This window comes from Paenibacillus silviterrae, assembly GCF_030167925.1.
In the GTDB taxonomy this organism is placed as follows: domain Bacteria; phylum Bacillota; class Bacilli; order Paenibacillales; family NBRC-103111; genus Paenibacillus_G; species Paenibacillus_G silviterrae.
The window spans coordinates 2,630,490-2,657,174 of sequence record NZ_JASKUT010000001.1; the positions used below are offsets into that span (position 1 = coordinate 2,630,490).

At 45.7% G+C, this 26,685-nt stretch carries 37 protein-coding genes and 1 pseudogene; 7 read left to right on the forward strand and 31 right to left on the reverse strand.

The window, feature by feature from the left end; genetic code table 11:
- Position 1: 1 nt before the first annotated feature.
- Genes QMO62_RS11980 through QMO62_RS12020 form a run of 9 tightly spaced genes read right to left on the reverse strand, consistent with a single transcriptional unit; the run spans position 2 to position 7,282 of the window.
- Positions 2-484, reverse strand: coding sequence for a phage neck terminator protein (locus QMO62_RS11980; RefSeq protein ID WP_443690014.1), 483 nt, complete (start codon positions 482-484; stop codon positions 2-4).
- Positions 426-815: a hypothetical protein gene (locus tag QMO62_RS11985; protein WP_284641190.1), complete on the reverse strand. Its 390-nt coding sequence runs from the start codon at positions 813-815 to the stop codon at positions 426-428. The genes QMO62_RS11980 and QMO62_RS11985 overlap by 59 nt, the downstream gene beginning before the upstream one ends.
- The gene (locus tag QMO62_RS11990) at positions 812-1,297 is read right to left on the reverse strand and encodes a phage virion morphogenesis protein (protein WP_284641191.1); all 486 of its coding nucleotides are present in this window, start codon (positions 1,295-1,297) and stop codon (positions 812-814) included. The genes QMO62_RS11985 and QMO62_RS11990 overlap by 4 nt, the downstream gene beginning before the upstream one ends.
- On the reverse strand, positions 1,294-1,842 hold the full coding sequence (locus QMO62_RS11995) for a hypothetical protein (protein WP_284641192.1): 549 nt from the start codon (positions 1,840-1,842) through the stop codon (positions 1,294-1,296). The genes QMO62_RS11990 and QMO62_RS11995 overlap by 4 nt, the downstream gene beginning before the upstream one ends.
- A gap of 12 nt (positions 1,843-1,854) precedes the next feature.
- Positions 1,855-3,048, reverse strand: a complete 1,194-nt coding sequence (locus QMO62_RS12000; protein ID WP_284641193.1) for a phage major capsid protein — start codon at positions 3,046-3,048, stop codon at positions 1,855-1,857.
- A gap of 47 nt (positions 3,049-3,095) precedes the next feature.
- A complete protein-coding gene (locus QMO62_RS12005) occupies positions 3,096-3,728 on the reverse strand; it encodes an HK97 family phage prohead protease (protein ID WP_284641194.1) in 633 nt (210 codons plus the stop codon).
- Complete coding sequence (locus QMO62_RS12010) at positions 3,667-5,001, reverse strand: phage portal protein (RefSeq protein WP_284641195.1); 1,335 nt, start codon at positions 4,999-5,001, stop codon at positions 3,667-3,669. Before QMO62_RS12010 ends, QMO62_RS12005 begins: the two co-directional genes overlap by 62 nt.
- Positions 5,002-5,016: 15 nt before the next feature.
- Entirely contained in the window at positions 5,017-6,834 is a 1,818-nt protein-coding gene (locus tag QMO62_RS12015) for a terminase large subunit (protein ID WP_284641196.1), read from the reverse strand.
- Entirely contained in the window at positions 6,797-7,282 is a 486-nt protein-coding gene (locus QMO62_RS12020) for a phage terminase small subunit P27 family (protein WP_284641197.1), read from the reverse strand. Before QMO62_RS12020 ends, QMO62_RS12015 begins: the two co-directional genes overlap by 38 nt.
- Positions 7,283-7,504: 222 nt before the next feature.
- On the opposite strand from QMO62_RS12020, the gene QMO62_RS33410 reads away from it, so the two are divergent.
- On the forward strand, positions 7,505-7,918 hold the full coding sequence (locus QMO62_RS33410) for a CBO0543 family protein (RefSeq protein WP_369699110.1): 414 nt from the start codon (positions 7,505-7,507) through the stop codon (positions 7,916-7,918).
- 12 nt (positions 7,919-7,930) lie between these two features.
- Here the strand turns inward: QMO62_RS33410 and QMO62_RS12025 are convergent, their stop codons facing one another.
- The 19 genes from QMO62_RS12025 to QMO62_RS12110 form a co-directional block, all read right to left on the reverse strand.
- Positions 7,931-8,401: a hypothetical protein gene (locus tag QMO62_RS12025; RefSeq protein ID WP_284641198.1), complete on the reverse strand. Its 471-nt coding sequence runs from the start codon at positions 8,399-8,401 to the stop codon at positions 7,931-7,933.
- Entirely contained in the window at positions 8,364-8,738 is a 375-nt protein-coding gene (locus QMO62_RS12030) for an HNH endonuclease (RefSeq protein ID WP_284641200.1), read from the reverse strand. Before QMO62_RS12030 ends, QMO62_RS12025 begins: the two co-directional genes overlap by 38 nt.
- A gap of 309 nt (positions 8,739-9,047) precedes the next feature.
- Positions 9,048-9,593, reverse strand: a complete 546-nt coding sequence (locus tag QMO62_RS12035) for a tyrosine-type recombinase/integrase (protein WP_284641201.1) — start codon at positions 9,591-9,593, stop codon at positions 9,048-9,050.
- A gap of 504 nt (positions 9,594-10,097) precedes the next feature.
- On the reverse strand, positions 10,098-10,451 hold the full coding sequence (locus QMO62_RS12040) for a hypothetical protein (protein ID WP_284641202.1): 354 nt from the start codon (positions 10,449-10,451) through the stop codon (positions 10,098-10,100).
- A 123-nt stretch (positions 10,452-10,574) separates the two neighbouring features.
- Positions 10,575-11,972: a replicative DNA helicase gene (gene dnaB, locus QMO62_RS12045; protein ID WP_284644928.1), complete on the reverse strand. Its 1,398-nt coding sequence runs from the start codon at positions 11,970-11,972 to the stop codon at positions 10,575-10,577.
- Positions 11,938-12,318 (reverse strand): replicative helicase loader/inhibitor, encoded by a 381-nt coding sequence (locus tag QMO62_RS12050; protein ID WP_284641203.1) that lies wholly within the window; start codon positions 12,316-12,318, stop codon positions 11,938-11,940. Before QMO62_RS12050 ends, dnaB begins: the two co-directional genes overlap by 35 nt.
- On the reverse strand, positions 12,305-13,054 hold the full coding sequence (locus QMO62_RS12055; RefSeq protein ID WP_284641204.1) for a hypothetical protein: 750 nt from the start codon (positions 13,052-13,054) through the stop codon (positions 12,305-12,307). The genes QMO62_RS12050 and QMO62_RS12055 overlap by 14 nt, the downstream gene beginning before the upstream one ends.
- Positions 13,055-13,090: 36 nt before the next feature.
- Positions 13,091-13,270, reverse strand: coding sequence for a hypothetical protein (locus QMO62_RS12060; protein ID WP_284641205.1), 180 nt, complete (start codon positions 13,268-13,270; stop codon positions 13,091-13,093).
- Positions 13,267-13,701: a hypothetical protein gene (locus QMO62_RS12065; RefSeq protein ID WP_284641206.1), complete on the reverse strand. Its 435-nt coding sequence runs from the start codon at positions 13,699-13,701 to the stop codon at positions 13,267-13,269. The genes QMO62_RS12060 and QMO62_RS12065 overlap by 4 nt, the downstream gene beginning before the upstream one ends.
- Entirely contained in the window at positions 13,685-13,891 is a 207-nt protein-coding gene (locus tag QMO62_RS12070) for a hypothetical protein (RefSeq protein WP_284641207.1), read from the reverse strand. Before QMO62_RS12070 ends, QMO62_RS12065 begins: the two co-directional genes overlap by 17 nt.
- A complete protein-coding gene (locus tag QMO62_RS33660) occupies positions 13,888-14,163 on the reverse strand; it encodes a hypothetical protein (RefSeq protein ID WP_504928720.1) in 276 nt (91 codons plus the stop codon). The genes QMO62_RS12070 and QMO62_RS33660 overlap by 4 nt, the downstream gene beginning before the upstream one ends.
- Complete coding sequence (locus tag QMO62_RS12075) at positions 14,163-15,161, reverse strand: DUF3102 domain-containing protein (RefSeq protein WP_284641208.1); 999 nt, start codon at positions 15,159-15,161, stop codon at positions 14,163-14,165. Before QMO62_RS12075 ends, QMO62_RS33660 begins: the two co-directional genes overlap by 1 nt.
- Positions 15,158-16,717, reverse strand: coding sequence for a PcfJ domain-containing protein (locus tag QMO62_RS12080; RefSeq protein WP_284641209.1), 1,560 nt, complete (start codon positions 16,715-16,717; stop codon positions 15,158-15,160). Before QMO62_RS12080 ends, QMO62_RS12075 begins: the two co-directional genes overlap by 4 nt.
- Positions 16,718-16,734: 17 nt before the next feature.
- Complete coding sequence (locus tag QMO62_RS12085) at positions 16,735-17,424, reverse strand: hypothetical protein (RefSeq protein ID WP_284641210.1); 690 nt, start codon at positions 17,422-17,424, stop codon at positions 16,735-16,737.
- A 6-nt stretch (positions 17,425-17,430) separates the two neighbouring features.
- Positions 17,431-17,655 (reverse strand): hypothetical protein, encoded by a 225-nt coding sequence (locus QMO62_RS12090; protein ID WP_284641211.1) that lies wholly within the window; start codon positions 17,653-17,655, stop codon positions 17,431-17,433.
- 59 nt (positions 17,656-17,714) lie between these two features.
- The gene (locus QMO62_RS12095; protein WP_284641212.1) at positions 17,715-17,978 is read right to left on the reverse strand and encodes a hypothetical protein; all 264 of its coding nucleotides are present in this window, start codon (positions 17,976-17,978) and stop codon (positions 17,715-17,717) included.
- A gap of 15 nt (positions 17,979-17,993) precedes the next feature.
- Positions 17,994-18,506 carry an XRE family transcriptional regulator gene (locus tag QMO62_RS12100; protein WP_284641213.1) on the reverse strand — a complete coding sequence of 171 codons (513 nt, stop codon included), beginning with the start codon at positions 18,504-18,506 and terminating at the stop codon, positions 17,994-17,996.
- 107 nt (positions 18,507-18,613) lie between these two features.
- Positions 18,614-18,805 carry a hypothetical protein gene (locus QMO62_RS12105; RefSeq protein WP_284641214.1) on the reverse strand — a complete coding sequence of 64 codons (192 nt, stop codon included), beginning with the start codon at positions 18,803-18,805 and terminating at the stop codon, positions 18,614-18,616.
- A 115-nt stretch (positions 18,806-18,920) separates the two neighbouring features.
- Positions 18,921-19,127 (reverse strand): helix-turn-helix domain-containing protein, encoded by a 207-nt coding sequence (locus tag QMO62_RS12110; RefSeq protein WP_284641215.1) that lies wholly within the window; start codon positions 19,125-19,127, stop codon positions 18,921-18,923.
- Between the two features lie 170 nt (positions 19,128-19,297).
- Between QMO62_RS12110 and QMO62_RS12115 the strand changes: the two genes are divergently transcribed.
- From QMO62_RS12115 to QMO62_RS12135, 5 genes are all read left to right on the forward strand, one after another.
- Positions 19,298-19,648: a helix-turn-helix domain-containing protein gene (locus QMO62_RS12115; protein WP_284641216.1), complete on the forward strand. Its 351-nt coding sequence runs from the start codon at positions 19,298-19,300 to the stop codon at positions 19,646-19,648.
- Positions 19,620-20,666 carry an ImmA/IrrE family metallo-endopeptidase gene (locus tag QMO62_RS12120; RefSeq protein ID WP_284641217.1) on the forward strand — a complete coding sequence of 349 codons (1,047 nt, stop codon included), beginning with the start codon at positions 19,620-19,622 and terminating at the stop codon, positions 20,664-20,666. The genes QMO62_RS12115 and QMO62_RS12120 overlap by 29 nt, the downstream gene beginning before the upstream one ends.
- Positions 20,667-20,690: 24 nt before the next feature.
- Entirely contained in the window at positions 20,691-21,287 is a 597-nt protein-coding gene (locus QMO62_RS12125; protein ID WP_284641218.1) for a hypothetical protein, read from the forward strand.
- 96 nt (positions 21,288-21,383) lie between these two features.
- Complete coding sequence (locus QMO62_RS12130) at positions 21,384-23,273, forward strand: DEAD/DEAH box helicase (protein WP_284641219.1); 1,890 nt, start codon at positions 21,384-21,386, stop codon at positions 23,271-23,273.
- A gap of 4 nt (positions 23,274-23,277) precedes the next feature.
- Positions 23,278-23,610, forward strand: coding sequence for a hypothetical protein (locus tag QMO62_RS12135; RefSeq protein ID WP_284641220.1), 333 nt, complete (start codon positions 23,278-23,280; stop codon positions 23,608-23,610).
- A gap of 141 nt (positions 23,611-23,751) precedes the next feature.
- Here QMO62_RS12135 and QMO62_RS12140 read toward each other — a convergent pair whose 3' ends face one another.
- Positions 23,752-24,396 (reverse strand): hypothetical protein, encoded by a 645-nt coding sequence (locus tag QMO62_RS12140; RefSeq protein ID WP_284641221.1) that lies wholly within the window; start codon positions 24,394-24,396, stop codon positions 23,752-23,754.
- Positions 24,397-24,533: 137 nt separating this feature from the next.
- Here QMO62_RS12140 and QMO62_RS12145 point away from each other — a divergent pair, with 137 nt between their 5' ends.
- On the forward strand, positions 24,534-26,093 hold the full coding sequence (locus QMO62_RS12145) for a recombinase family protein (protein WP_284641222.1): 1,560 nt from the start codon (positions 24,534-24,536) through the stop codon (positions 26,091-26,093).
- A 5-nt stretch (positions 26,094-26,098) separates the two neighbouring features.
- On the opposite strand, the pseudogene QMO62_RS12150 reads toward QMO62_RS12145, so the two are convergent.
- Together QMO62_RS12150 and QMO62_RS12155 are read right to left on the reverse strand one after the other, a co-directional pair.
- Positions 26,099-26,299: pseudogene (locus QMO62_RS12150) on the reverse strand (manganese catalase family protein); the annotation flags it as partial.
- A 102-nt stretch (positions 26,300-26,401) separates the two neighbouring features.
- Positions 26,402-26,671 (reverse strand): spore coat protein CotJB, encoded by a 270-nt coding sequence (locus QMO62_RS12155; protein WP_284641223.1) that lies wholly within the window; start codon positions 26,669-26,671, stop codon positions 26,402-26,404.
- Positions 26,672-26,685 lie beyond the last annotated feature (14 nt).

A 26,685-nucleotide genomic window follows, 5' to 3' on the forward strand; every position in this document is an offset into this window, starting at 1 on the left:
GCTAGTTCATCTCCTTTACCGTTACCTTCTCAATTACTTCGGCTTCGGTTTCGATAATGTTAGTGATGCGAAATTCTACATCAAAACCATGTCTCCGCTCCCACTCCGGCCCGATTTGAATGTCCCTGTTGGTGATTTGACCCACAGTTACAACGATTACTCCTATGGATGAAAGAAGTATCTTTCCGGTCGTAAGGAGCCAGTCGCGTGCTCTCAATGCATTTTCAATCGATTCAGCTTTGGAAGCTGCGTAAGACAAGAAGGAGACGTCAAAAAGCTCCGTCTCCCTTGTCACCCGTTTGGAACCCTCTATCGTAACGACCGGAAGACCGGAATTCTCTGGTCCCCCGAGATCCGTAAAGTCGTAGGTCAGGAAGGGATATGAAGGCATCTTCCCGATATCATTCATCTCAATGACCTTCAGGCTAAGATGAACCGATAGCCCCTGCACCATTGCTGTCCGTATTGCTCGGAATGGTATCATGCGTACTCACCCGTTTCATCGTGTATTTCTGCACATCCACGTAGTCACGAGGCGCTTCTTCGGCAATCGTGTACCGATGTCCTTGGTACTCCACCACGTCACCCTCAATATGTTGGGAAGTGGTATACAACACGCGATCGTCCCCCGTGTATCTCCCGCCCTCGCTCTGAAGCAATTCCGATTTAATTGGCTGAATTAACCCGGCGTGCGGAATACACTGGTCACTTGACGGTTGATAAACCCCATCGGCGTCCCAGGTCCCTTCCCCGCTGCGTATAACCGCATATGGCTTGGCGTGCCTTCGAATGACCGGGGCAAATCGAAAGATCATCGACTCCTCCTCCTCTTGCTCACCACAACATAGGTAATCGAATCTCGAAGGTTCTGTTCGTCGATCAAAATCTTGTTACTTCCCTTCCGTTTAGCATAGATCGGTGACAACGGAGGAGTCCTTATACGGTCAAAGTTCCGAAGTACGCGATCTTTTGCCGCGGCCCCGAGCTCCTGAAGCAAGTCCTCAGGCTGTTTATTCCCCTCGACAATTGCTTGCAGTCCGGCCTTCACCATTTTAGAGATGGTAGCCGCAGCTTTCTTTCTTCCGGCCCCAATGAAGCTTCGGGCTGGAATTTTTGCTTTGATGGAACCGTGTTCCAGGATGCCCGCGATCATAGCGATCTCCTCTCCACCATCCACCCCGATATGTACTTCCTGGGAAGTCAGCTTTTGGAGCTTCTGCAGGATATCCGGTAGCATCGTCGTTTCATCGATCGTGACATTCGCACGCCGGGTGCGCGTCTTCTTCGCTTTGCTCATCCCCAGCTACTCACGTAAGGAAGGACCAGAGCCCGCACAGATGAAGGGAGTTCGTCGCCTTCGTTGGCATAGGTAACAGAGATATCCCCGACCCGCTCCGTAATAGCTCCCGGCGTGCGAAGCAGTGTCTGGGCAAATAAGATGCAGGCAAACTCTAACGGCTTCGGCAGTGTAGAAGGAGTTTCTTCCGTCGCATCTTCGGGAAGAACATACCCACCGACATAAGTTGCCTCCAAGTTGAAGCTCCCGCTCGGCCAACCACAGCGCCGAAACAGGATACCCTCATTCTCGGTAAAATCGGTCACTTCCACCCCATCAACGTTTACCTGCTGAACAGATTCGATAGGATAATTTCGCAGAGGAAAATATTGCGACCCAATCCCACTCGCCCTTTCCTTGTACGATTGCTTTTTAAACGACCTTCGGCACTCCTGCTCAATCCGCTGAGACGAGGCGATCAGGGCGAGCGTAAGCTGCCCGTCCTGAGTCATGTCATCCTCCGCAATGCCGAGCATTTGCTTTGCGATCGCAATCGTCGTCAGCATGCAATCACCTTCCTAGTTGATATCCAGTTCACCGAACACCGCGGCACCGGAGTCCCACGTTTTGCAATCGTCACGGATGATGGCCCGAAGGTCTGTGGTGTCGCGTTTGAACGCGTCGCCGCCTTCCTTGGTGCTGGCGAGCTCGTAGAACTTACGGGAAAAGAGGACGATCAGCTCTTTCAGGTCCCCGATGACCAGCGGCGCTTTGATGTTGGCCGGATCTGTGGCATTGCTTGGCATGTGACGGTTGGATACAACCGCAACCGGTTTGCCTTTGAACAGTTTTCGACCCGGCTGGGTAATGTCGTCTGTAAGCAAGTACTTTCCGGTGGAATCCTTTTGTTTATCCATCCAGTCATAGCCATCTTGGTTCGTGAGCATAATGCTGTTGGCGCTGATCGCAGGGTCCAACGTTACGTTCAGCACCGTCTTGATCGAATCAAAGTTGGTTAACGCTGTCTTTGCCATCGCGTTGAGCTGAGCAAGAATCAAGGTATTCCGGGTAACAACAGATTTTCGACCGATCCAGTTACTCACATACTCAGCGATATTTTGATCGCTGTCCGCAAGTAACTCGTTCGTCAACGGCAAAATTCCCCCACGCTTTTTCACTTGATAGGTAACTGGGATAAAACGCGGGTTGTCTGTATTGCCGATGAGACCATACTCCTCGATTTCAGGGAACGGAATCATGTCCTCGATCTTCTCCAGCACGCGGCTGCCGCTCAATGCCGTTACCCCTTGCACATTTACGTACTGTGAAAGGTCAACCAGTTGTCTTGTCACGGCAATGATCCGAGTTTGAATGTCCTGCGGCACAATCAGTGAAGAATTTCCGTTAGCTTGGCCGGTAGCCCCGCCAGCATGCATAACGGCACGCTTCTCATATTCCCTCAAGATGCTCCGTTCGTCGGAAGAAACGTCTTGACGTCGAATCGCCTTGAAGAATACGCTGCGGTATTCCTGCTCAAGCTGCGCATCCTCGCGGGACTCCAGAGGGTTGGTGCCTTCATACGGCTTGCCGCCTCCGAATCCGTCGCGTTCTTCTCCGTCGAGCGCTCGATGCAGTTCAATTTTCTTATTCAATGCGCGAACATCATTCATGCGCTGCTCTGCTTCGTCAATTTTGTCCGCCGCGATGAAGGACCGGACTTCTTGTTTCATTTGCTCCAGTTGCTGAAGCATAGCGCGTAATTCTTTGGACATTGAAAAAACCTCCATATGGGTTTGATGTGAATAAAAAAAGGAGCCGACTAGGTTGCATCGAGCTCCAAGAGCAGTTTTCTTTTTTGATACTCCGTGGCAGCTCTGCGCTGCTCGTTACGGTAATCATCCAGGCTGCGCACCGAAACCTCATTGGCCGGATAGGCCGGAAAGGCGACCGGCGAAATTTCGTACAGCTCCGCGTTCAGTATCGACCGCTTGTAGAGCCTGCCGCCAGACTCTCGCTTCTCGCTGGACCATTTATCCTTAGTCACTCGCATGCCAAAGGAAACGCCGTCTACGTCCCCGCGCTTGATCGTCTCCCACACATCATTGCCGATGCTCGTATCCGGCAGGTCGATCTCGAAACGGAGCTCACTAGCTGTCGCTACGATCCGCAGCGTGCCGCTCTTGGTGTTCCCGAGGACCATATCTGTTCGGTGCGACCATAACCCGACCACGCCGCGGGTTTTCAGGCTTTCATCGAAGGCGCCTGTGGCGATCTCTTCTACAAAGGAATCTCCGTAATAGTCCCGCATTTCTCCACTCAGTGAATTAAACTTGATCGAGCCGGAGATCGTTCGCTTGGAAGGCACTCCCTCCTCCGTCTGCTCTCGGATCTCAATCGTTATCGGTACCGCTCTTACTTCCTTCGCTTCCTTCGTCTTCAGCTCCTGGCTCATTGTTCTTGTCACCTCCCTTCTTGACGTATTGCGTGCCAGCCATTTCAAGCGGGATAAAGTTCCCGTTCGCGTACAATCGATCGCCTCCGGCCACTGGAGGCAAATCTTCCTTGGCCCGTGCCTCGTTCGGCATCAGGAATCCGCCTTGGATCGCCGTTCGATAGGCTTCGTACCTCGTTTTCAGGTCGCCCCGAAGGATGCTATCGACATTGAACTTCGTGTAATAACCCTCCTGAATCTCGTGATCCAAGAACAGCTTCCACGTAAGCTCTTGTTCATACCCCGTAAGGATGGGATGCAAGCTGTCGGAGTAAAACTGCATCTGCATCTGCTCCACATTGTTGAACGTAGCCCGGGTTAACTCGTTGATCTGGTGCATCTTCACGCCAAAGGCAGTGGCGATCTGCCGAATGGTGAGCTCCGTATTCTCCAGAAACTGCGCATCAGCCATCGAGAGCGCCATGGGAGTAAACTGGTACCCCACAGGCATGAGGGCAATGCGGTGACTGTTGCTAAGCCCGCTCGACATTTCCTCGAATCGCTCACGGAAAATTTTCTTCGCATTCTCATCGAGCGTGCCGGTGTACTGCACAAGCCCCTTCGTTTGCAAGCCCTGCTTGTAAAAGTTGTTGATGAATTTACTTGCGCTGGCTGCATTCTCGATGGAGGAACGCAGGTATTCAATCGGGTTAATGCCGACGATACCGTCCAGCGTCACGCTGCCCTTGAAATGCAGCATCTCATCCGGCAGCAGTTTGCGCTTCTGGCCGCCTCCGATATCGACTTCATACCAAAGCCGTGTGCCCCCATTGATAAAACTTCCGATCCCACTCAGCAGGTTGGCATCATCGACCCAGATCGTAACCTTGCTTCGGTCAATCGGCCACAAGCCGCTAACTTTGCCGGTTCGTTGATCCACCTCAATGTACGCATAGGCGTTGCCAAAACTACGCTGCGCCTCGGTGCACTTCCAGAAGTCCGAAGCCGACATGAGCGGGTTCGGTCGAAGCCGCAGCAGGTCAATCAAATGATGACGGGTCGCCTTTTGGACCCCACTCTCATCTTCCTTGTATACTTTGAGAGGGAGCTTCGAAATAGATTCGGAAAGAATCTTCACGCAGGCATACACCGTTTCTACTTTCAGCGCCTTCCTGCCGCGAACGTCCACGTCCCCCCGTTGGATCCCAAGCAGCTCCAAGAGCCGGGAATCATTGAGATCTAAGACCTCCCGTTTTTCAGGCCAGTGAACCCACCGGCGTAATGTTTTTAACACACAGGCATCACCTCCTTATCCCCACAGTTTTTCGAGCACGTCTTCCTCGGCAAATTCGGATACGTCGATATTCCCTGCGCCGATCATGGCACGAGCCATGGCATTGATTATGGCAGCGATAAGGTCAATCCGCTGGCTGTCGTCCTTGTTCTTCTTTGACAGCTTGATGTTCCCATTCGTGTCTTCGATCTCCATCGCATTGGAGAGGCACCAGGTCAACAACGGACTCCCATCGTGAACGATCTTGCCCCGCAGCACGAGCTCACGGAAAAACTTCGTCGGTCCGTTGAGCACCTTCATCGTTTGCGGGATCTTCACCATAGTGTATCCGTCCATCCCCAGCTCCTGGGCGAAGTGCGTCGCGTTGTAATCGTCAAAGCAAATCTCGCTGATATCCAGCTGCTGTTCCTCTTGCTCCTGCTTCAATCGCTCCTTGATTTTGCGGTAATCCACGACAGCGCCGTCTGTTTTGGTACACCAACCACCTTCGATGTATTCCGTATAAGGAATGCGGTCGCCGTGCTCGTGCTTCTTCACGGCATCTTCTGGGATGTATCCGTGAGCAGTAACGGCAAAACGCCCGTCCTCCAAGTGAAACACGGTTCCATCTGCTGTTAGGTCGGTGGTCTTGGAAAGGTCTAAGCCTTTCCAGCATGGCAGGCCGCGAACCAACGCCAAAAAATCCTCCCGAGGTATCGCGAGGGCCTTCCATTTGTCCATAATCCCGGACATGTACTTCTTTTCGCTGTCCGCTTGCCAGCGATTCACCCGCTTGATCAGAAACTCGCGGATTTTATCCGGGTCACCAGTATTGTACGCATCGTCATGCTCTCGCCGGATCTGATTGCGCAGCTCCTCGGCATACTCGTTATTCTCCTGCAGAATGGGGTTCGCTTTAACCCATACGCTCTCATCGTGTGGGTCATCGCCCTTCTCTATCTCCCGGATCATAACAAAATATGCCTCGTTCATGTCGATTTCGCCCTTCATCATCTTGCACAGGGAATCGTATTCCTTCTTACAGGGACTGTTCTCCGCATCCTTGCCCGCTGTAGAGATGATCATCATCAGCGACTGCAGTCGCTTACCGAAACCGGACTGCAGAACGTCGTGGATCTCACTTGAAGAATGGGCGTGATACTCGTCAATGATGACGATGCAGGGTGCTCCAGAGTCCTTGTTCTTCGTGTCCTTTGACAGAGGCCGCAGCCACCCGCCGCGTGAAGCATGCTCGATATACGTCCGCTTGATCCGCAGCCGCCTTAAGATGTCGGGGCTTTTCTTCCCCATTTCCTGAGCATCGCCCCACACCCGTTTCGCCTGACCCTTATCTACAGCAGCACACTCAACCTCTGGGCTGTCCTCGTACCGTTTAAACTCCGGCTGCCCTGGGGGATACACACAATCACTGCACATACCATACAGGGCGAGTCCGCTCATCTCGGTGGATTTAACGTTACCCCGCGCCCGCATGTGGAACGCTTTTTTGAACCTGCGCTTGCCGGAATCCATGTGAACCCAGCCGAACACGCACCCGAGGTCGAACTTTTGGAACGGTAGAAGTTCGATGAGTTGACCGCTGAACGGGCCGCGCACGTGCCTGCAGCATTTTTCAAACCAGTCAAAAATACGATTGGCACGCGATTCATCAAAAACATACGGGAAGTCAGCAGTGGCCTGCCTCTGCAAATCCTTCAGATGACGTTCGCACGCGAGGTATTCCATGCGGCAGCTGGGGCGAATCCCCATGACGATTTCTGCAGCATAACGGTTCGTGGGGTGAACGTCCTCCCAATCAATCGAAGAGGTCCCCATTAGGATCGTCCCCACCACCTTCAGAATCCTTCTTCGCTAGTCTTGCCCTGGAATCCGCATTCAGTCCGAGCTTGCTGGAATAAGTAAGAATAAGCCTAGCATAGCTCTGTGCCGCCTTCACGTAGGAACTGACCTGTTTTGAACCGGCAGCATTGTACTCCGTGTATCCATGCTCGTCAATCAGCCCGTTCAATTCCTGGTATTTTGCAACGGCGTCGCAGTAGGTTCCAAGCACATCTTCATCGACCTTATCAAGGACTTCAAATTCCTCCATGTCCTTAACCGTCTTGCGCCATACCTTACGTGCTTCATCGGATAGCCACTCGGGAATCTTGAGCTTAGCCTTCTTTCTGCGCTGAAACTTCTTTGCAGCTGCTTCTCTGGCCTCCACTTCCTTCTGGGTCCAGTGCTTTCCTCCACCCTTTTTACCGACCCGCATGTGGTCGAACCGAACAACCTCATGCACGACGAACAACCTCCTCCCTTTCAAAACTTTCGTCGGGGACTTTTTTTCGCATTAGAGGGAGCCGCGGTCTCCAAATGAACATTCCAAAAAAATTGGACCCACCCCCTCCTGTGTTGACATAAAATCTAATATATCTGGAAATACTTTCCCTGAAGGGTGGTCACTATGGCAGATATTCTACTTACTACCACGATAATTTTATTTGCTGTTATTATTTTTTTCATGCCTAAAAGACTTTCGCCTATAGACACATATAATGCAGCGCTTTTTGCCATTTGCTTTGCAACCTTGACAGATTTTTCCCTTAATTTACAATTGAAACTTTACAGTTATTACACCGCAGGCGTTGATATTCAAGGTTATTTCATTATTTATCTTCTGTTTCCATTGGTTAACATCTTATTTCTTAATTTCTACCCGTTTAAAAAAAGTTACATCATAAAACTTTTATATATATTAGCATGGTCTACCTTTTCCATTTTGTATGAATTGTTAAGTGTAAAGGTAGGAATGTTCTCTTACTTTCAGTGGAAATGGTGGTACTCAGCTTTATGCTATCCGGTTTGCTTTGTCATTAACATGTACAACCACAAGTTTGTTCAGTACCTCAAGAGAAAAGCTATTAAAAATAAATAATAAATTCAACCCTCATGATACATCACTGCTCAACTTAGCAATCCTATCCTCCAGAAGCTTGACCGCTGTCTCACGTGGCTTTTCCTTGGCCTTCTCTTCATCAAGGAGGTGCTGGACAGTCTTCAAATCCTTGGCAACATCAAGATACTCCTTAAGTTGCTTAACTGAAGCATCAGCACTGATCTCACTGTCGTCGCCAGTTGTAACCTCTTCGGGTTTAACGGGCGATTCTGCCTCGGCTGCAGTAAGTCTCAGATCGCATACGCTGCTGAACGGAAGGATGTGTTCCGTCCCTTCTTCGTCTACAAAGTTTAGAGTGACTACGCTTGCGCTAGGAGCAGACTTCACAGCTTTCTTGATGCGGTGAAACTCGCTCTCTGCCATGGTGATGACGGAGCCGGTAAGCAATACAATGGATGACTTCATCTGTTTCATCGATCCTTTCTTATTTTCCCAAGCGATTGGGATTTTGTTGATTGCCAAAGCCGCCATCTTCCTTGGCTGTTTTGGTACTGTGGCAGCTGTCACATAATGCTTGCCAATTCGATTGATCCCAAAAAAGGCGCTGATCGCCGCGATGCGGAATGATATGGTCTACTACCGTAGCTTCCGATAAGTGCTGACGCTCTAGGCAATGCCTGCAGAGCGGGTTGGCAAGGAGAAACGTCAGCCGCTCTTTCCTCCACCTGGAATCATATCCTCTTTGATACGAGGAGCCGCGCTGCTTGTCATACTCGCCAGCACAATTGGCACAATGCCGCTCTCTTGTAAGCTCCTTGCAACCTTGCCTGCTGCACGGCCTTAAAGGTTTCTTCGGCATTAACGTCGGCGTGTATGACGGCTCCAAGCCTCTCTCCAGAGCTTCCTTCGTTGCTTCCTACTCAATCTGTGTTCGATCGGTTCGAACCTCGGGAGAGGAGTTAATATGGTCTTCTCACGAGTCAATTTCAGCAACTTCATCAGCCGTTTTAACACGCTTTTTCACCCCTTTTTTATGGAAAATATTAGTCGATTAAGTTGGACATAACAGATATTCTGTTAAACTCGCGCAACGAAGAAAAAGCCTTAAGATTCAAAGGCTTGTGGTGGTGAATAAAATCTAGTTGAACATAGTCTCAATATGACCAATTCAGAAGATTTTAAATTGCTTCATTGCCATGTCCATGGTGTCTTGAAGTTCGCCAATGTACCTTAATGTGATCTTCTCGCTGGAATGATTGAAGTGGTTCATTAGCATGACGATATCTTTAAATCGTTTGTAGTGGAAGTGACCGAAGGTCTTTCGAAGCGTGTGACATCCAATCTCGCTCAGGCGAAACTCTGTCGCAATCTCCTGCATAATTGTGTAAGCCATGGTCCGACCGATGGGTCTATTTGCTCCCTGTCTACTTTTAAAAAGGTACTCATGAGGTGCCATATCCTTGATGTATTCCTTCAATTCCCGCTTAAGCTCAGGAGTGATTAAGATGGACTTCTCTTTCCTGGTTTTCTTCTCCCGAATGGTTATGTGAGTCCCAGTAACATCTCGAACTCTAAGTTTTAAAATGTCACTTATGCGGAAACCTGTGTTGATACCGGTTAATACCAAAATGTAATTCCTGGAGCTTTTCTGTTTCAGATAACTGAGGATATCTTCAATGAGTTCCGGATCACGTAGTGGTCGAACTGTGTTCATTTTCTAACACCACTCTTCGAATCCTTAATACAGGATAATGGCTTGAAGCAAATCTGCTTCGTTCCTTCCCACTTCCCCCAAATGCACCCACGACACTTCGGGTGTTGCGCGGGTGGGTCCTTGTACCTTCGTTTCTTCACGCGACTCCCTCCCTTGTCCGCTGCGTGATAGTCCCAGCACAAAAAGAGCCGCTAGAAGCGACTCTTTGCACGTAATACTCAACTTTCATGCCTTTCCTAGCAGACCGGAAACTTCACATCCGAGCTGCTATGCAAAGAATGAATTGAAATGGGGCATTTCACCCCTCCTCATATCACACTCTCGACGACCGGCGTCTAAGGATCAAAGTCCCACAGCATGACCGAGTGCCTACAGTGATAAAGGTACAGTAGACATTACCATGGAGCCATTGGGCTCTGGATCTACTGTACCTCGGTTTAATAGACATTTTGGGGACATTGCAAAGACATTTTACAGACATTTGAGGGACATTTTTTTGGCTTATCATTCCATCCACTTCAAGCTATTGGCTATAGAGGTTATTCCCTCATTGGTCCTGCGATCGAGAGTTTTGGAAGTCCGATCATTAAACACCAAAATAGCGGTCTGTCGCTCGTTTCCTTTTATATATCGATATTCGATGGTTTTCCGAATTCTTTCTTTTCTTATTAATGCAATTGCTCTATCTATTTTTTTCAATCGAACCGCCAGCTCCTCCATCGCTTCCTTTTGTCGTTCACAAGTCGGAGGGTTCTCCTGAAGATATTCCAACATGAGCTTATCGGTCTTGTAATCTTCCAATGCCTGCCGAGTTTTCTTTATCTCTTCCTTCGTAGCCAATGGAATCAGTTCTTGCATTACCAACATTCCCCTCACCCGTCCTTTATTATGATATAATAGAAGGTGAGTTTGGACATTCCCAGCTTAAACCGACAAGTTGCTTAGCTGGGAAATTTTCTGCCCCTATTGTTGGGGCTTTTTTTATTTTCTAAACATGTCTGGCATTGGGACTTCGTTCTCTCTCTTTGACGATTCTGGCTTGCTAGAAGAATGATGAGTCCTGTCCAGACTTACGAATTTATTGAAATTTTTCATAAATGCGAGCTCCACGGTTCCGACCGGGCCGTTACGCTGTTTGGCAATGATGACCTCGATAATGTTCTTTTTTTCAGACTCTTTATCGTAATAATCATCTCGATACAAGAAGGCCACGATATCTGCATCCTGCTCCAGAGACCCTGATTCTCTGAGGTCCGACATCATTGGTCGTTTGTCCTGGCGCTGCTCTACGTTACGGCTCAGCTGGGATAGGGCGATGACAGGTACATTGAGCTCCCTAGCGATAAGCTTCAACATCCTCGATATTTCCGATACTTCTTGTTGCCTGTTATCGCGGCGACCTCGGATCGTAATAAGCTGTAGGTAATCAATGAGGATAAGATCAAGACCGTGTTTCTTCTGTAGCCTTTTGCTTTTCGTTCTAATCTCGGAGATAGAAATTCCCGGTGTGTCATCAATGAATATGTTTGCGTCGGCTAGAGATCCAACGGCCATCGTGAGTCTTTCCCAATCGTCGCTTTCCAAGAATCCAGTACGAAGTCGGCCTGCGTCGATGTGCTGTTCTGAACTAAACATCCTCTGAACGAGTTGACCCTCAGACATTTCCAGGCTAAAAATCCCCACTGTGCCGCGGTGCCTTATCCCTACATTCTGTGCGATATTAAGGGCGAGTGCTGTTTTCCCTACCGATGGACGAGCAGCTATGTAAATCAAATCGCTCCTTTGGAACCCGCTTGTCATATTATCTAGATCTGTGTAACCTGATGGGATGCCCGTCACACCTCCAGAAGTGCTCTTGTTGTTATACCTAAGCTCTACCTGATCAAAGGCTTCCATCGCTACATCGGATATTTTTTTGAAATCCTTTCCCTTGGATGTTTGGTCCGCTAAGGAATCAGCTGCAGTCGCCATCACATGAGCAATTTGAGCGGGGTCTCCTACCTTGCGAGCCTCATCCAGTATATTTTTAGCTTCAAGTATCGCGCACCGTTGAGTATAACGTTCCCTCACGATTTCAGCATAGTGTGCAACATTCGCCGCGGTCGGGGCACTGTTAGCAAGCTGAGAAAGATACCCAATGCCACCAACTTGATCGAGCTCTTTGCTTGATTGCAAATACGCAGTCAGTGTGACAAAATCGATCGGCTCTCCTTCTTCCCGCATTTTCCGCATAGCCCTGTAGATCCTGCCATGACCTCGGTTGTAGAAAGAAGCATCGGAGACAATTTCTTCTGCGACATCTAAGGCTTCATTGTCGTAGAGTATGCAGCCTAATACCGCTTGCTCAGCCTCGATGTTCTTGGGTAAAAGAAACTCCATTTCTTCCACACATTTCACGCACCTTTCTTCGCTGTTCTTCCGTTGGTCCAACCGCCTTTTTCTCAGAATCAGAGATGAACTGGAAATAATCTTGCGACCGTTGTTTCAACGCGTCATGATAACGGCTTACTCTGTCCTTTTCCGGCTCAAGAGGAGCGGATAGATCAGCAATCGTAGGTGCTTTTTTATCGATCGTGACGTGGCGGATAAGGTTTTCGTAAGCTACCTCATACGGGACGTCTTTCATAGCCTTATGCCAGGCGACAGCTTTAACCTCGTCACCGGTGAAATAAGGGTAATAAAGCACAATCTGCTCGAACAAATTCCAGATTTCATATTCCTTCACGCTGCTGCGCCTCCCTTGCTTTTTTCGCGAAGAACGAAGCTTTATCACCTTGGTTACCGCTCTGAGTAGAGTCCTTCTTTCTTTTCTGGCCCTCTTCGAATGCGGCGATAGTGAATATGCCTCGCTCTACGCAGTTTTCCAAGATACCCCAAAAGTAATCAATATCTTTGCCCTTCTTGCGAGTGATCTCAGCAGAACGGACAACGATCTCTGGGTCAAACCCTTCGCTAATGAGCTTCACAACATATTCCGTTTGAAGGGAGTTGGTCCTAGCTGGAAAATGTGCATCGATCGCCTTTATTGCTTTGGCAAGGTTCAAGTCGACGATTTCTCCCCCGTCACCACCACTTAGTTTTGTATCGTTTAATTTATTATTAAATAATGCTGAACCTTTTACCTCATGGTTTACCCCTCGGATTACCTCATGGTTTACCCACTCGTTTACCTCATTTTTTGAGGCAAACGGTATTAATCTATATTTTCCCGGATTCTTTTTACCCTGACCCTTATACTCAATACGACCTTTATTGATCAGAGTCATTCGATGTTTGGTGAGAGAGTTTTCAGAAATGCCGACCTTCGCTTGGAGCAAGGGATTCGCTACTGCAAACCACTCTGGCCATCCGCTCTTATTTGCAACCGCCATAAGGTGGAACCACAAAGTTTGTGCCGATGAGTCCAATGGATTTGTTTCGAGCCAATCGAAGAAGGCGTTCATTTCTCTTATGTAATTCAAAACTCTCACCTCCTGACTTTTGTAATGTGTGCCTAGCTAATCTTCAATGATTCGTGCTTTTTTAACGGGCCACGGCTCATCTGCCGGGTGTCTCACCGATTCCACATCATGCTCAAGAGAGCCGCTGTCCCGTACTCTATTCTTTAAATCCCACAAAATAAAAGCGATAACCAACGGTGCGTACTTTAAGTAATCTGTTTGCTTGAACTTCTTCATTCGTGATGTCCCTCTATTAGTTCGATATTTTGATTATTCTTAATTAAATGACTTTTAAGCGATCGGAACGAGTTCCAATAGGGAGTGTAGTAGCTATATTTTTTATCGAAGCCTAACTCTTTGGCGAGCTTCTTGCTGACCCTCCCTACACTTTCCTTCTGTTTTTTGGTATAAAAAGATTTTTGTCTCTCGCAGAAAAATCTTCGTCTTTCCTCACAATCTTCGATCATCCAGGCGCCCTTGATCTGCTCGTTAATGTAGATCGATATATGATTCTTAAATTGTCCCGAACGCTCAAGCATGATCGTCAACTCATATCCGTCGCATAAAAGCTTTACTTGGTTGTATAAGGAGAGCAGTTTCTTCTCTACTTCTTTCCATGTATCGCTTGTCATTGGCCGGGTTACCCGTTCTTCAGTTCTCAGAATCATTGCCGCCTCCATCGGCCCCGAGGTGTCTCAAGGCAATTTTAATATTCTCTTTGGCAAGATTTGTGTCCATGATATCCTCCTGATCGCGCTCATTAGCCTGAAGATAAAGCAGAGTGATGTCTGCTTCCTTCAGGGCTTTATTAAGCGTTCGGACTAAGCGATCTCTCCTGACTTTATCGTGCTTATTCAAGGTGAAATCACCTCCAGTTGGTCGAAGCTGTAACAAGACAAGATGCACCGAGGGTTGAAATCAATGACCCTCGTTCCTTGGCGATTCAATTTGTAACGTATCGGTTTGTCATCATAAGCCAATACCATTCTCATCTTCCTATCCACTTCAGCTATAACGACTCTCCTACCGAGACTGTCAGAAAAAAGAGGCATGTGCACCGCTACAATTTTGCACTTAGCTCCTACTGATATCGATTCATCATCACGATCTCGTTCGAAGAAGAAGAACATTATACCGCTGCCTTCATCTGATCAATGTGTCCAATAATGGCACTGCGGAACTTCTCCTTTTCTTCCTCATTCTTGATCTGTTCAAGAGCTCCGAGCAGCTTGTCAAAATTGTTGACGAACGTGTCGAAGGCAACTTTGAGTTGAATGGCATCGACATTGTTGTTTTTCTCAAGCATGGTCTTCATTTCGGCAATCTTTCGTTCTGATTCCTCAGCCTGTTTCTTTAGAAGCTCCTGCAAGGATTTCTCTTGCTCCCGAAGGCTTTCAAGCTCTTTAGCCACTTCATCGGGAATGACTTCCTTTGGAACGTCGATCGGGATGTTCTTCAGCTCCGTTTCAAGATCCTTATTCCGCTTCTTTAGCTCGGCGAGTTCTTCTTTCGCTTTTTTCAGCTGTTCCTTTGCCGCCTCTGCAGCTTTGTTGTCCTTTGCCGCTTGTGCACTTTCTACGTCCGCGGTCAGTTTCTTCACCAATTCATCGTGGGCTTGTTGCTGCTCCTGCAGCTTAGCCATTGACGCCGCTAGTGCCTCCCGTGCAGCCTTCTCTTGATCAGCGGTCCGCTGAGCCTCCTGAAGCTTTCGCTCGAGCTCCTGCTTCTCCTTAATTGCCGCCTGCAGTTCCCGGCTCGACATGGATTCGATATCGTTTTTCTCGGCAAACTCTTCGCGCTCCTCAGCAGGTAGGCCGAGCAGAGCAACAGCCTTGGTATAGCTCAAATTTGCAAGTGCTTGGGAATTCATTTCTGTAAATTCTGTAGCGATCCGCATGAAATTGTTGGCTGTCGACTGGCTGTAGTTGACATTGTTCTTTAGCCAGTCACCCCATTGGCCGTGTTCAACCATGTTCTTGGCCTCAATAAGCCTAGTGCCAATCTCGATGATGCTCTGACCTACAACCTGCCTAGCTTTGAGGTCAATCTCCCGGATCTCTTCGGCAATAACATTTAAGGGTCTTTCCTGGATACTTGTTGCTTCCGCTTGGACTATTTTTCTGCTCATATTGCCACTCCTTGATTATGTTTATTGTTGAATCGAACTCTTTTCTTAATGGTTAGCTTCGCCTGTACAAATGCATTGACGAAGGCTCGTACCTCAGAGGTCATTTCACAATTCTTAAGCCCTCTGCACTGCCTGACTTTGTTGGAGGAAACCTCCATCGTGTAGAATGGTACATCAGGTGCTGATGACCTGCGTACCAAAAAGATGTCTATCTTGCCATCCGCATAATCTTTGGCGTAACCGGCCACACAATGATTCAGCGCTTTTCCTTCCGCAACGAGCTCGGCAGTGTCGGCTGCTGGGCGTAGGATAAGACCGTCTTTTTCGAATGAAAGCGATGCAAGCTTTTCACTCCGTTTTGCCATCCTCCGGCTTAAAGCCTGATCTTCTTTAAACTTGATTCGGGCTGATGTTTTCCGATGAGCATCCCTGAGATTGTTCGGAAACAGATAGCGTTCTTCCTGAAGACTCATCCCGAGCTGCTTACATTCCTTTTGGTAGTCTCGCCAATCCGACAAAGCACTTGTACTCGATGAGTAGTGGCCGTTGCGGATCTGTTTCAGAATATATTTGGCGGCTTGATCCATGGATGTGACTTTCAATATTTCATTCAAATAGCTTTTATAATAATGACTACTAATAGGAGCCAGCACTTGAGCATCCGCCATGCTGATCCCGAGTCCCTGTTTCTTAGAAAGTTGGTAGAACCTCAATTCGAGAGGCCCTAATTCAATCCCCAACTTTCTGAGTTCCTTCAACTCGGACTTTGACAGGCGAAGAACCTTTTCTAGTGTTTTTCCGTTCCAGTTGATCGCCCCGTAAGTTGAATCTTTGTGTAACTTTGCTTTAACGAAATTGCCAAATCCTGCTTTCGTCAAATACTCAACGCAGGGGTATCGAGCAGCTAGGTCAAAGAACTCAACCATATCACTTACATAAAAATGATTCTGATATTTCGTGTAATCTTCCCATGTGGAATACTGGAATGGAGTCCCTTTGACCGCTTGCTTAATATTATTGAGTGACACGTATTTCGGGTAGTTACCCATTCCAGAAAAGTAATTGTCAAAAGCGCTGTAGACTGTCGATCGCCGCTCCCACTCGTTGCTGTATTTCAGGCGATAGTAATGGCTTTGGCCGGGAGAAAACAGATACATGTGACTGCAATTATATGAAGTCTGCACATTCTTATAATCACCGCTGTAATCACGTCTCACTTCGATCACTCGTGCCGTTACGGATTGCTTGTCAGCAATTGAGCGTTCATACCAAACGAAAACGGCTTTGTCCTCCATGTACTTGCGGCTCATTCCTTCTGCTCGAACCCTACACGACGACTTACATTTTGAGCAGGTAGCAAGTGTTTCTTGCTTGTGCTTCAATTTCTCTGCTGGAAGGTGTGTTTGATTGCAGTGAGTACACCATGCATACTGAACACCAAGCACTGTCTTGTAGAATAAATAGCGACTCGTCTTTAGCGCTGTGTCGGTCGCAAATTTAACGATATCAGTGCTGATCTGTGTGGAAAAATGTGATTTGAAGTCATCGAAGCTCATACCGCGAATCCCTCCAATCAAATATCAAGTGTAGCAGTGAACCGTCTTTTTTCCTGAGGCGCAGCTGCAGCCTCAGTTTCGATGCCGAAATAATTCAGAACGATCGCAAATCCCTCTTGATCTGTAAGAACAGCGCAATTGCCAACCTTGTTCTTCTCGGCTACAGCCCTCATCGCATCTAGGCTTTTAACGATGGACTTATCCTGACTTAGAATTTTCTCAGCATCATGCGGCTTGCTCTGCAGGTGCTGTAGCAGGAAATTGCCAATCGCCGTGACATATGGCTTATTTTCCTTTTCAATCTCCGTATTTAGCTTTTCAACAGCTTTATTCAACATTTTGACTACCCTCCTGACGTTTTCTTTATTTCGCTCAAATAACTCGGCTTGTTGGTCACAACCCATGCAAAGCCGCGGAGAGGAACCCCCGGATCTTCGATCAAGTAGGAGCATCCCTTTGGAACAAATGGATTGCATTGGACTCGTAGATGTCCGTACTTGGTCTCTACCGTATGGCATGCAGCCAGTTGGGAATGCGGAGAAACGTTCATTGCAATTCTTTCGATCTTCTTGTCTGACTGCAGGATCGTCACTAAGGCTTTTTCTACCACCATAGTAGCTTTCTCTGAGAGCTTCATCCTCGTTCAGCTCCTTTAACCCGAGTGCTTCTTCTAAGGTCAACTGATTTTCGTCTTTGTAATTCTCCATATGGCTTTACCTCGTTCTCTTGCCCTTCTTCTCCCTTGTGTCTTTGCACAAGACAAAGGGCTTGTCCAGTCGAACAACAACCCATCCAGTGTAGCCGATAGCCAAATAAGCGAGTACACGACGTTTGAAATCTTCCGGATCACGAGCTTTTATGTTCCACAGTTTTAAAGCGATGCCGACTTTGGTTAACGGCTCGTCCAACCATTCTTCTTTAGCCTCAAATATCTGCATCGCCCTCCCTCGCCTATGAAACTACTCTTTGAAAATAACAGTTGAAATAAAAAGGGTGCCTAATGACACCCTGATACATCCTTGCTAAAGCTGGATTGCTCCGCTATAATATGTACAGGTGTAATTTGATTAAATAGCATTTCCGAAGAGTCGCCCCGCCAGGCGGCTTTTTCATTTTGTCCGCAATTGTTCTCACGGAGGATCCGGTCCGTCTGCGGACCGATATGCTCCTGAGCTCGGAAGTCAGCAGCCATTTGTCGAACCTGCCACCCCTTAAGAACGCCATCGCTGACCGTTAAAATTCGTGGGTTTGATGTATTCATCCACTTCACCATCCTTTAATTTATATACTTCTTCGACTTTAGATCGCGCCGATGTTCCTTCCACATCCCAAGCCAGCTGAAGCAATATTCTTTACAAAGAACGCCTATGTAGTGCGTCAGCGCGGTCATCGCCTCTAGCCCTTCCATGATTGCTTGCTTGATTTCCTCATGCCCTCGTTCGCAGAGCTGGTCTTTCCTTTTGGTGATTTGAACCTTTTCCATGGCGATAATAAATTCTTTTACTTCTTCCATGGTCTTAAGGTGTACTGAAGCCTTGTGCAGATCGGCCCCTTCGCCGTCCAACCAAGGTACCCATGCGTTCCCAGTGACTTCATTGGCCGCGGCCACATAAAGCTCAGCATCATCATAGTGCTGTGTCGAGGAGCGCATGACATCCTTCGGAACCTTTCGAGATCCATTTGTATACTTACCAATTGTGGAGTTATCTACGTGAAGCATTCGAGCAACTTCAATTTTTGTTTCGCTGTTTGCCTTCATCGTTTTTTCAAGGGTCTGTCCAAACGTCATTTGATTTCTCACCTCCTTGGCAGAATTAGGTAGTTCCATTGGACAGGTATGCGGTTTATGATGGAATCAACCAACATTCCTTTAACCCGCGACCCTAGCGGGTTCTTTTATTGCTGCTTGACCATGGAGTAATTCCCGCGTGCGATCATTTCATCAATAATGGACCAGCAAATTCTCGCAATTCCGGCATCAATGCGCTCGAGCTCTTCTTTAGAAGTCGTCACATGTGTTGTATAAATCTCGATACGGCCGCGGCCGGGTTCAATCACCATGGCAGGTTGTTCGATTTGGCTAGTCACAGGCATCACACTCCTACGACTATTTGTATGCTGTGAAGCCTGTGGGACGGGCATTGTTTTTTCACTTCCTTCTTTCAAAATCAATCGGTCTATTTATTTTGCTATTTCAGCAAATTCAGTTCCTTAAAAAAAGCAGTTCAAGACTGCATTGAAGTTTCTCACAGATGGCTGGAAGGTGGTTTGCTTTAAAGGAATACTCTCCTTTCTCATACTTCATGTAAGTCGAAGCATTCCTAAAGCCTAATCTCTCAGCCATATCCTGAAGGGATATCTTTAGTTCCTGCCTCCTATCAGAAATGTACGTTAAATTTAGTTCATTCATTCTCTTTCCTCCCTCCCATTACCATTTTGCTAATTTAGCAAATCCCATAGCAATAATATACTTTGCTAATTCAGCAAAGTCAACATTTTTTTGTTGTTTTAGCAAAGTCGTTTTTTCTAATATGGAAAAATGTTAAAATAGAATTGCTAAATCGGAAAGTTGGTGACCTTATGAAGATTGGTGATCGAATCAAAGCACTCCGCGAAAAAAAGGGATGGACTCAACTAGAACTTGCAGATAAAGCAGGTATCAACAATAGTGTTCTGTCGAGAATAGAAGCGAATAAACGTCCTGTCGAAGATTACCTTCTTGCTAAATTCTCTGACATTTTCGATGTAAACGCTGACTATTTACTGGGTAGACTTTTGGAATCAAGTGAATACTCAGATCAAATTAAAGTGCAAGATGAATCCATTTACCGAATGATTGCCCGAGCAAAAGAGCTGCCTCCCGACCAATTGGAGCAGGCAAAAAGCTTCATTGATTTCCTATATGAGCAAGGCAACAAAAAAAAGGACTAACAGCATGAAGAAAATCCCCATGGTTCCTCGTAGACAATTTGCTAAGCAAGGGGCTCTCGTTTTTATGGAGAGGTTCGGGATTGATTCATTGCCGGTTAATCCTTTTGTTTATTATAAGAAAAATAACTGGCTGCTCTTTAAACTATCAGAAGCAGAATTGCTATACGGAGCTACTGATCCACTGAGACTCAGGGCTACCAAAGCGGATGCCGTTACCGTCTGGAATGGAAAGCAATATCTGACCATCTATGATGACACTGCAGGATACAGTTCTGAGCGGATTCGATGGACATTAGCTCATGAGATCGGGCACATCTTTTTAAATCATCTTTTCGATTATGAGCTCACTTCCATTAACCGCGGCGGGCTGACTCAATACCAATATCGAACCTTAGAGAACGAAGCTGATCTTTTTGCTCAGGAGTTGCTGGCCCCCTCCTATGTGCTTTCTAAACTTGGTGCTACACTTGCCGCTGACATTGAATTCATTTGCAAAATTTCAAGGCAAGCTGCTAAGTATCGTGCGCAAGAGCTAGTTCGTTTCCAGAGGAACGTGGACGATTTCGGCCATACTTTCTACGAAAAGAATTTCGCACCTTACTTCAAAGAAGTTAATTATTGCTCCAATATTCCTGTGCCATTACCTAATCGTCATATCCATAAAGTCTCGGCAGAGGTGAAATATATGAACGTTAAATTCATGAATTTTCAGTCCGACTCAAACGGCCGCTTTAAAATGTGCCCTCGGTGCGGACATAACAAGTTCTCCGAGAAAGCGTCGTACTGCAAAATGTGCGGTCTTTTTTTGTACAATGACTGTCAAAATCAACTAGATATGCCAAGAAGCAACTGCGGCGAGATCAACCCACCTGACGCGCGATATTGTGAAGCATGTGGATCAGAGACTTACATGTCGAAGATGGGGTTGTTGAAGACGTGGAGAGAGATGGAGGCGGAGCGTTTCCGAGATGAAGAAGCCATCTCTCGTCGGATGAGTAAGACAGTTAGGAGATTCTAGCTTTGTTGATTATAGAAAAAAATCTTGGGGGTATCTGGAAAAGAAATGCGAATTAATATAATTGGTGGCATTATTTCTTCAGCGATTTTTTTAATATTATTTCAGCCAATACTTAACTGGTTGAATAAGATTCTTTTGAATTTCTTAGCTAATTCTTTTTCTGGATTAATTGATTTCCTTTATTCTAAAGCTGCAAGAAGTCAAGTAAATACCATTAATTTAACTTTGCTCGGATTATTGGCAGGTATATTATTGGGATTATTGATCGCGTTTATTCTGGTAATTCTACTAAAAAAATCACGAAATCGATTTAAAGAAAAACTATTTGCAATGGAGGAAAGCAAACAAAAGAAAGTTTTGCTGATTATGTTTTTAATCGCAGCTGTCCTCGCAGTTTTTCCTGTCAATTTCAGTTATTTCACTGAATTTGTTAATGTTGAAATGAATACCAGTTTTAATCAGAGATTAACTATCATTGCACCTTACATCACAGAGCAGGAAGAAGAGCAGATTAGAGCTGATTGGGCTTCAATGGAAACCCGTCTTCATTATGCTGCTATCAATTCAAAAATTGAAAGCATTGCAATTCAAAATAAAATCACATTACCCAAAGCATTCTAAGATTATTTTTTGTAAAGGGTTTGAATTCGAGTATAACCGATCGTCGGATGAGTAATACGAGTCTAAGATAAAATTCTTATCAGGGGGCATTTATAAATGTTTGAATACTCTAAAGACTATTTTATGCAAGCTAAACCCTATATTCTTGAAAATATGAATCTCAGAGCCCCTCAAATTGAGGCTTATCAGGCGGTATTCGACCATTTTACTATTACTAAAAGCAGTGAGCATGCTAAGGTTGTTCTACCAACTGGAACAGGAAAGACGGGGTTAATGGGAATAATCCCTTACAGCCTCTCAAATAGCCGGACACTCATTATTACTCCTCAACTTGTTATTAAGGATGCAGTTCTTGGTTCGTTAGATCCTGAGTTCGATCGGAATTTCTGGATTATGACAAAGGTATTCGAACATCGAGAAGAACTGCCTTCTGTGATTGAATATGAAACAAGTCATGACGTGAATCTTCTAAAGTATGCCAACATCGTGATTTTGAATATTCATAAACTCCAGAAACGTCTAAAGTCATCTTTGTTGAAAAAAGTTGACCCTGACTTTTTTGATCTCATCATAATTGATGAAGCACATCATGCCGAAGCAAAAACCTGGCAAGAAGCCATTGATTATTTTAGCAGTGCTAAGGTTGTAAAGGTTACCGGTACTCCTTTCAGAACTGATGGTAAGCCTATCCAAGGTAAAGACGTCTACGAATATAAATTAAGAGAAGCCATGGCCAATGGATACGTGAAGACTCTAGAGAAAATAACTCATGTTCCAGAAAAGTTATACTTGTCTATTGATCAAAATGAAGATAAGTTATATACCATCGAAGAAATTAGGGCGTTAGGTTTAAAAGAAGAAGACTGGATCAATCGTTCGGTAGCTCTCTCAAAAGAAAGTAACAACGTAATTATAGATAGAAGTATAGAACTGTTGGAGGAAAAGCTGTCGATTAGTAAATTTCCACATAAAATCATTGCTGTAGCATCTAGCATCTGGCATGCTGAACAATTGAAAGAGATGTATGAAGTCAAAGGTTATCCTGTTGCATTAGTACATAGTGAACAAGAAAAAGTCACCCGGCAAATCGAACTTGATAAAATTGAAAAGCATAAAGTAAAAGTCGTCGTGAACGTGGCAATGCTCGGTGAAGGGTACGATCATAAATATTTGTCTGTAGCAGCTATTTTTAGACCTTACAAGGGCTTGCTACCATACGCACAGTTCATCGGAAGAGTATTAAGATCAATTGATTCAACTGAAGATATTACAACAATTCCTGAGGATAATATTGCCGCGGTTGTCTATCATAAAGAACTCGGATTAGAAAAACTTTGGGAATATTATAAAGAAGAACTTAGAAAAAAAGATATCATATTGAAAATTAAAGAAGACTCTAATATTAATCCCAAGGACTCTGAATCGACTAAAAATAAATCGTTTGGAATTGCATTTGAAGAAGGAAATGCTTCACTCGAAGTCGACAGTTTTATTGAATCCGAACTCATTCAAAAGCGTAATGAGCGACTTGCCGAAGAATCAGCAAAAATAACTCAAATGATGGAATTGCTTAATATTTCAAAAGATAAAGCAATTCAGATGTTACGACAAGCTGAAGAAAATACTGATAAGCAAAGACTCTTGCGCCCTGATCTATTTGTGGACCGTTCTAGAAAAAGAATTGACAGAAAGATAAAATTTGAAATTGTACCTGACCTTCTTGACGAGTATAATTTAGATATGAACGGAACGCAGCTAAAAAGTTCTCCCTCGGTTTTTGCTGCAAAGTATAGATGGATAACTCAACACAAAGAAATGAACGGTGAAATCCTTGCGATTTACCTTGAAAACAGACTAAATGATGCTATTGGTGGTAAGAGGAGCGAATGGTCGGTTGAAGATTGGCCGAGAGCTGAACAAGAATTGGAAACAATAGTCAGCTATCTCCGTTCAACACTTAATCTCAGATTTCCGAAAGGGAGTTAGACGCGTGGAAACATTATTGAATAAACTTTATGACGAGATTTACTCACCAAAAATAACACCATACGAACTAGTATCCAATGCTAAATTAGATCACTATCAGTATGTGAACATGTACAAAGAGTCTGAAGGACTTACAGTGGAGTCATCTTGCCTAATGGGTGCAGGAATATATGCTAAATTTGTCTATAAATTTGATCTAAACGACAAACTGTTGTCATTGACAAGCTTTTATGATGGAATAGAAAAAGTTGAGTATAATCGATCAATAGCCATCCAAGAAATAAAAGAACAACTTCAAGACCTGCTTGCCGCTAATTTAAAATCAGAAGCTGTGTAGTAATTGAATAGAACATACAAAAGTAGCGCTTTTAGTTTCACAAGCGCTCTTTTTTGTTTTTTTTCAACTTCCAAAAAAACAACCTTACATTCACATGTTTTGAGCATTATTATACCCCGTGAGTTGGCAGGTAACTATTGATCATGTTTTTTTCTGTCTCTCTCTAATATCGAATTTTAATTGGTGGGTTAAAAAGAATAAATAATCTTCTATCAAATCGATATACTTTCTACAATCTTCTCCATTGATAATTACATATTCTTTTTTTACAACAACTAGATTTAAAATAGATGTAAATATTTCAGCATCATCGGGTTTGGGGATCCCGTTGTCATGAATTAAGCAATTTCTTACTTTTCTCCATGCATCTATTTCTCCCCATCTACTACCATATACGTCTGTACATCCAGCTGTTTTATTTAAATACTGTGCGAACTTTTTAACTCCACTTTTCCCTTTATGATCTTTTATATCAGGATCGTTTGGATAAAACAATTTATGCAACTGGCACAATTTGAGTAAATGATTCTCCATAAGAGAGTAAATAGAAATTATCATTGAAGAATAGATAATACTTTTATAGTTCTCCTTATCATTTACAAAGGGAATTATTAAAGGATCTTTCTTTTCAGGAACAGACAGATCAAGATGATTCTCTATTTGTGTCTCAAAAAAATTAATCGCACCCCTAAAATTAATTAAATCACCGTATGCATTGACCAAAAACATATGAGCTGGATTATATCTTAAATCAAATTCATGAAACTTATGGAAATCTAAATACATTTAATTATGTCCTTTCGAAATAGATAACCGATTCTGTAATTATACTACCATTTGCTCGACTATAACACACGCTTCTGCTTGTCTCTCTATATACTGAGGTGTTATCCTACCAATATACTTCTAACTTGGAGGTACAAATGGACAGAGTGTGCATCTATTTACGTAAATCCCGCGCCGATTTAGAAGCCGAGAATCGCGGCGAAGGCGAAACTCTCGCCAAACATCGCAAGACGCTGCTAAAGGTAGCCCAGGATCGCGACCTTAACATAATAAAAATCCGTGAAGAAATCGTATCTGGTGAGAGTCTAATGAACCGCCCTGAAATGCTGGAGCTCCTCAAGGAAGTAGAAAACGGAACTTACGACGCGGTACTGGTCATGGACGTCGACCGCTTAGGCCGCGGCAACATGCAAGAGCAGGGATTGATTCAGGAGACCTTCAAGAACTCGAACACAAAGATCATCACCCCTCGCAAGACCTATGACCTCAATGACGAATGGGACGAAGAATACAGCGAATTTGAGCAGTTCATGGCCCGTAAGGAGCTCAAGATCATCAACCGGCGCTTACAGCGCGGCAGATTAGCTTCTGTCCGGGAAGGAAACTATATCGGAAATACTCCTCCCTATGGCTATCAGAAGAAGAGACTTCCAGATGGAAGCCTCACCCTCGAACCTCATCCGGAGCAGGCCAACATAGTTAAGCTAATCTATGACTGGTATACGAACGGATATTTAGATGAAAACGGTGAGATAACGAAGATCGGTACGGCTACCATCTGCAGAAAGCTTACGGAGCTGCAAATACCAACCCAAAGAGGGTCTAAGTGGATCGTGGCAACGATACGCGATATCCTCCAGAATCCTACCTACACAGGGATGATACGCTGGGATCATAGAAAGACGACCAAGGTGAAAGGCGAGTCACGGACCTCGCGGCCCCGAGCTGAGGAGTATACGCTTGTCCAGGGAAAGCACGAACCTATCATTTCCAAGGAGCAGTTCGAAGCTGCTCAGCAGATCTTCAAGCAGAAAACACGTGTCCCTACTCCGAATGGAAAAATATCGAACCCTCTTGCCGGACTGGTTCGATGCGATGTCTGCAACGCGGCAATGGTGTACAGACCCTATACCAAACAGCCGGCTCATTTAATTTGCTCGAATCAATACTGCACTAACAAAAGCGCCAGGTTCTCTTACGTTGAAGATAAGGTCATCAAGGGGCTGCAGCAGTGGCTTCAGGAATACCGAATACAATGGGACAAGCATCAGCGGGACATTCCCGATACCTCTTCCCAAACGGAAGTGAAAAGGAACGCGCTAAAAGCCGTAGAAAAGGATCTGAGCGATCTTCACACACAAAAGGGGAATTTGCACAAGCTGCTCGAATTAGGGGTGTATTCGGTCGATATGTTCGTTCAGAGGTCGAATGAGATTGCCGAGGAGATGAAGAAAGCCGAGGAAACACTCAGTAAGCTGAAAACCGAGGTTGAACTGGAGTCTTCCAAGACAAAGGCACTGGAGGAAGTCATCCCCGTGGTGGAACGAGTTCTTGATCTCTACAGCCAATCGGAAGATCCGGCTAAGAAGAACGAGCTCCTGAAGTTAGTACTGCAGCAAGTCGTGTACCGTAAGGAAAAGCACCAGCGGTTAGACGATTTTACCCTCAAACTTTATCCCCGATTTGCACACCTATAACATGGGTGTGCAAATTCCTCCGTCCCAATATCCGTCAGCAGCCCGATCACCTTATCCGGTATCGAATAACGTTGGTTTAAGTACCGTAACGCAGCTGCCAATTCTCCATCCGCTCCGCCATACTGCTCCAAGAGCAGTTTGGCCATGCGTACGTCACACTTGCCGACCCGTACCGGATACTGCAGCTTCTTCTCATAGATCCACATAGTACGCTCCCCTCCGTTAACGAATGTTTAAGAGAACCCTGCCATGGCGCTGCAACGATTAAAGCTCAGCCTGCTTTACAACGTTAAGCGCCACGTGCGTGCCTATACCTGCCACGGCCAAGGGCCTTCCGCCCACTGCCATGGATGCTTGCTGAAGCCGAAGCTGTGGCCGTACTGCGTAAGCGGTCCGAATTCCATCTGAAATTGATGCGCCACCTGCAGCCGCTGATGAGTGAATTGATTAAACTGCCTGATGGCCTGTTCATCATCGGGGTGGGTGTCAAGGTACAGGGTCAGCTCCACGAGGACAAAATCGATGGCCTGAAGCTCATGAAGGGTGGTGTAATATTTTTCCGGCAATGCATGGGTCATAGAACATCCCTCCT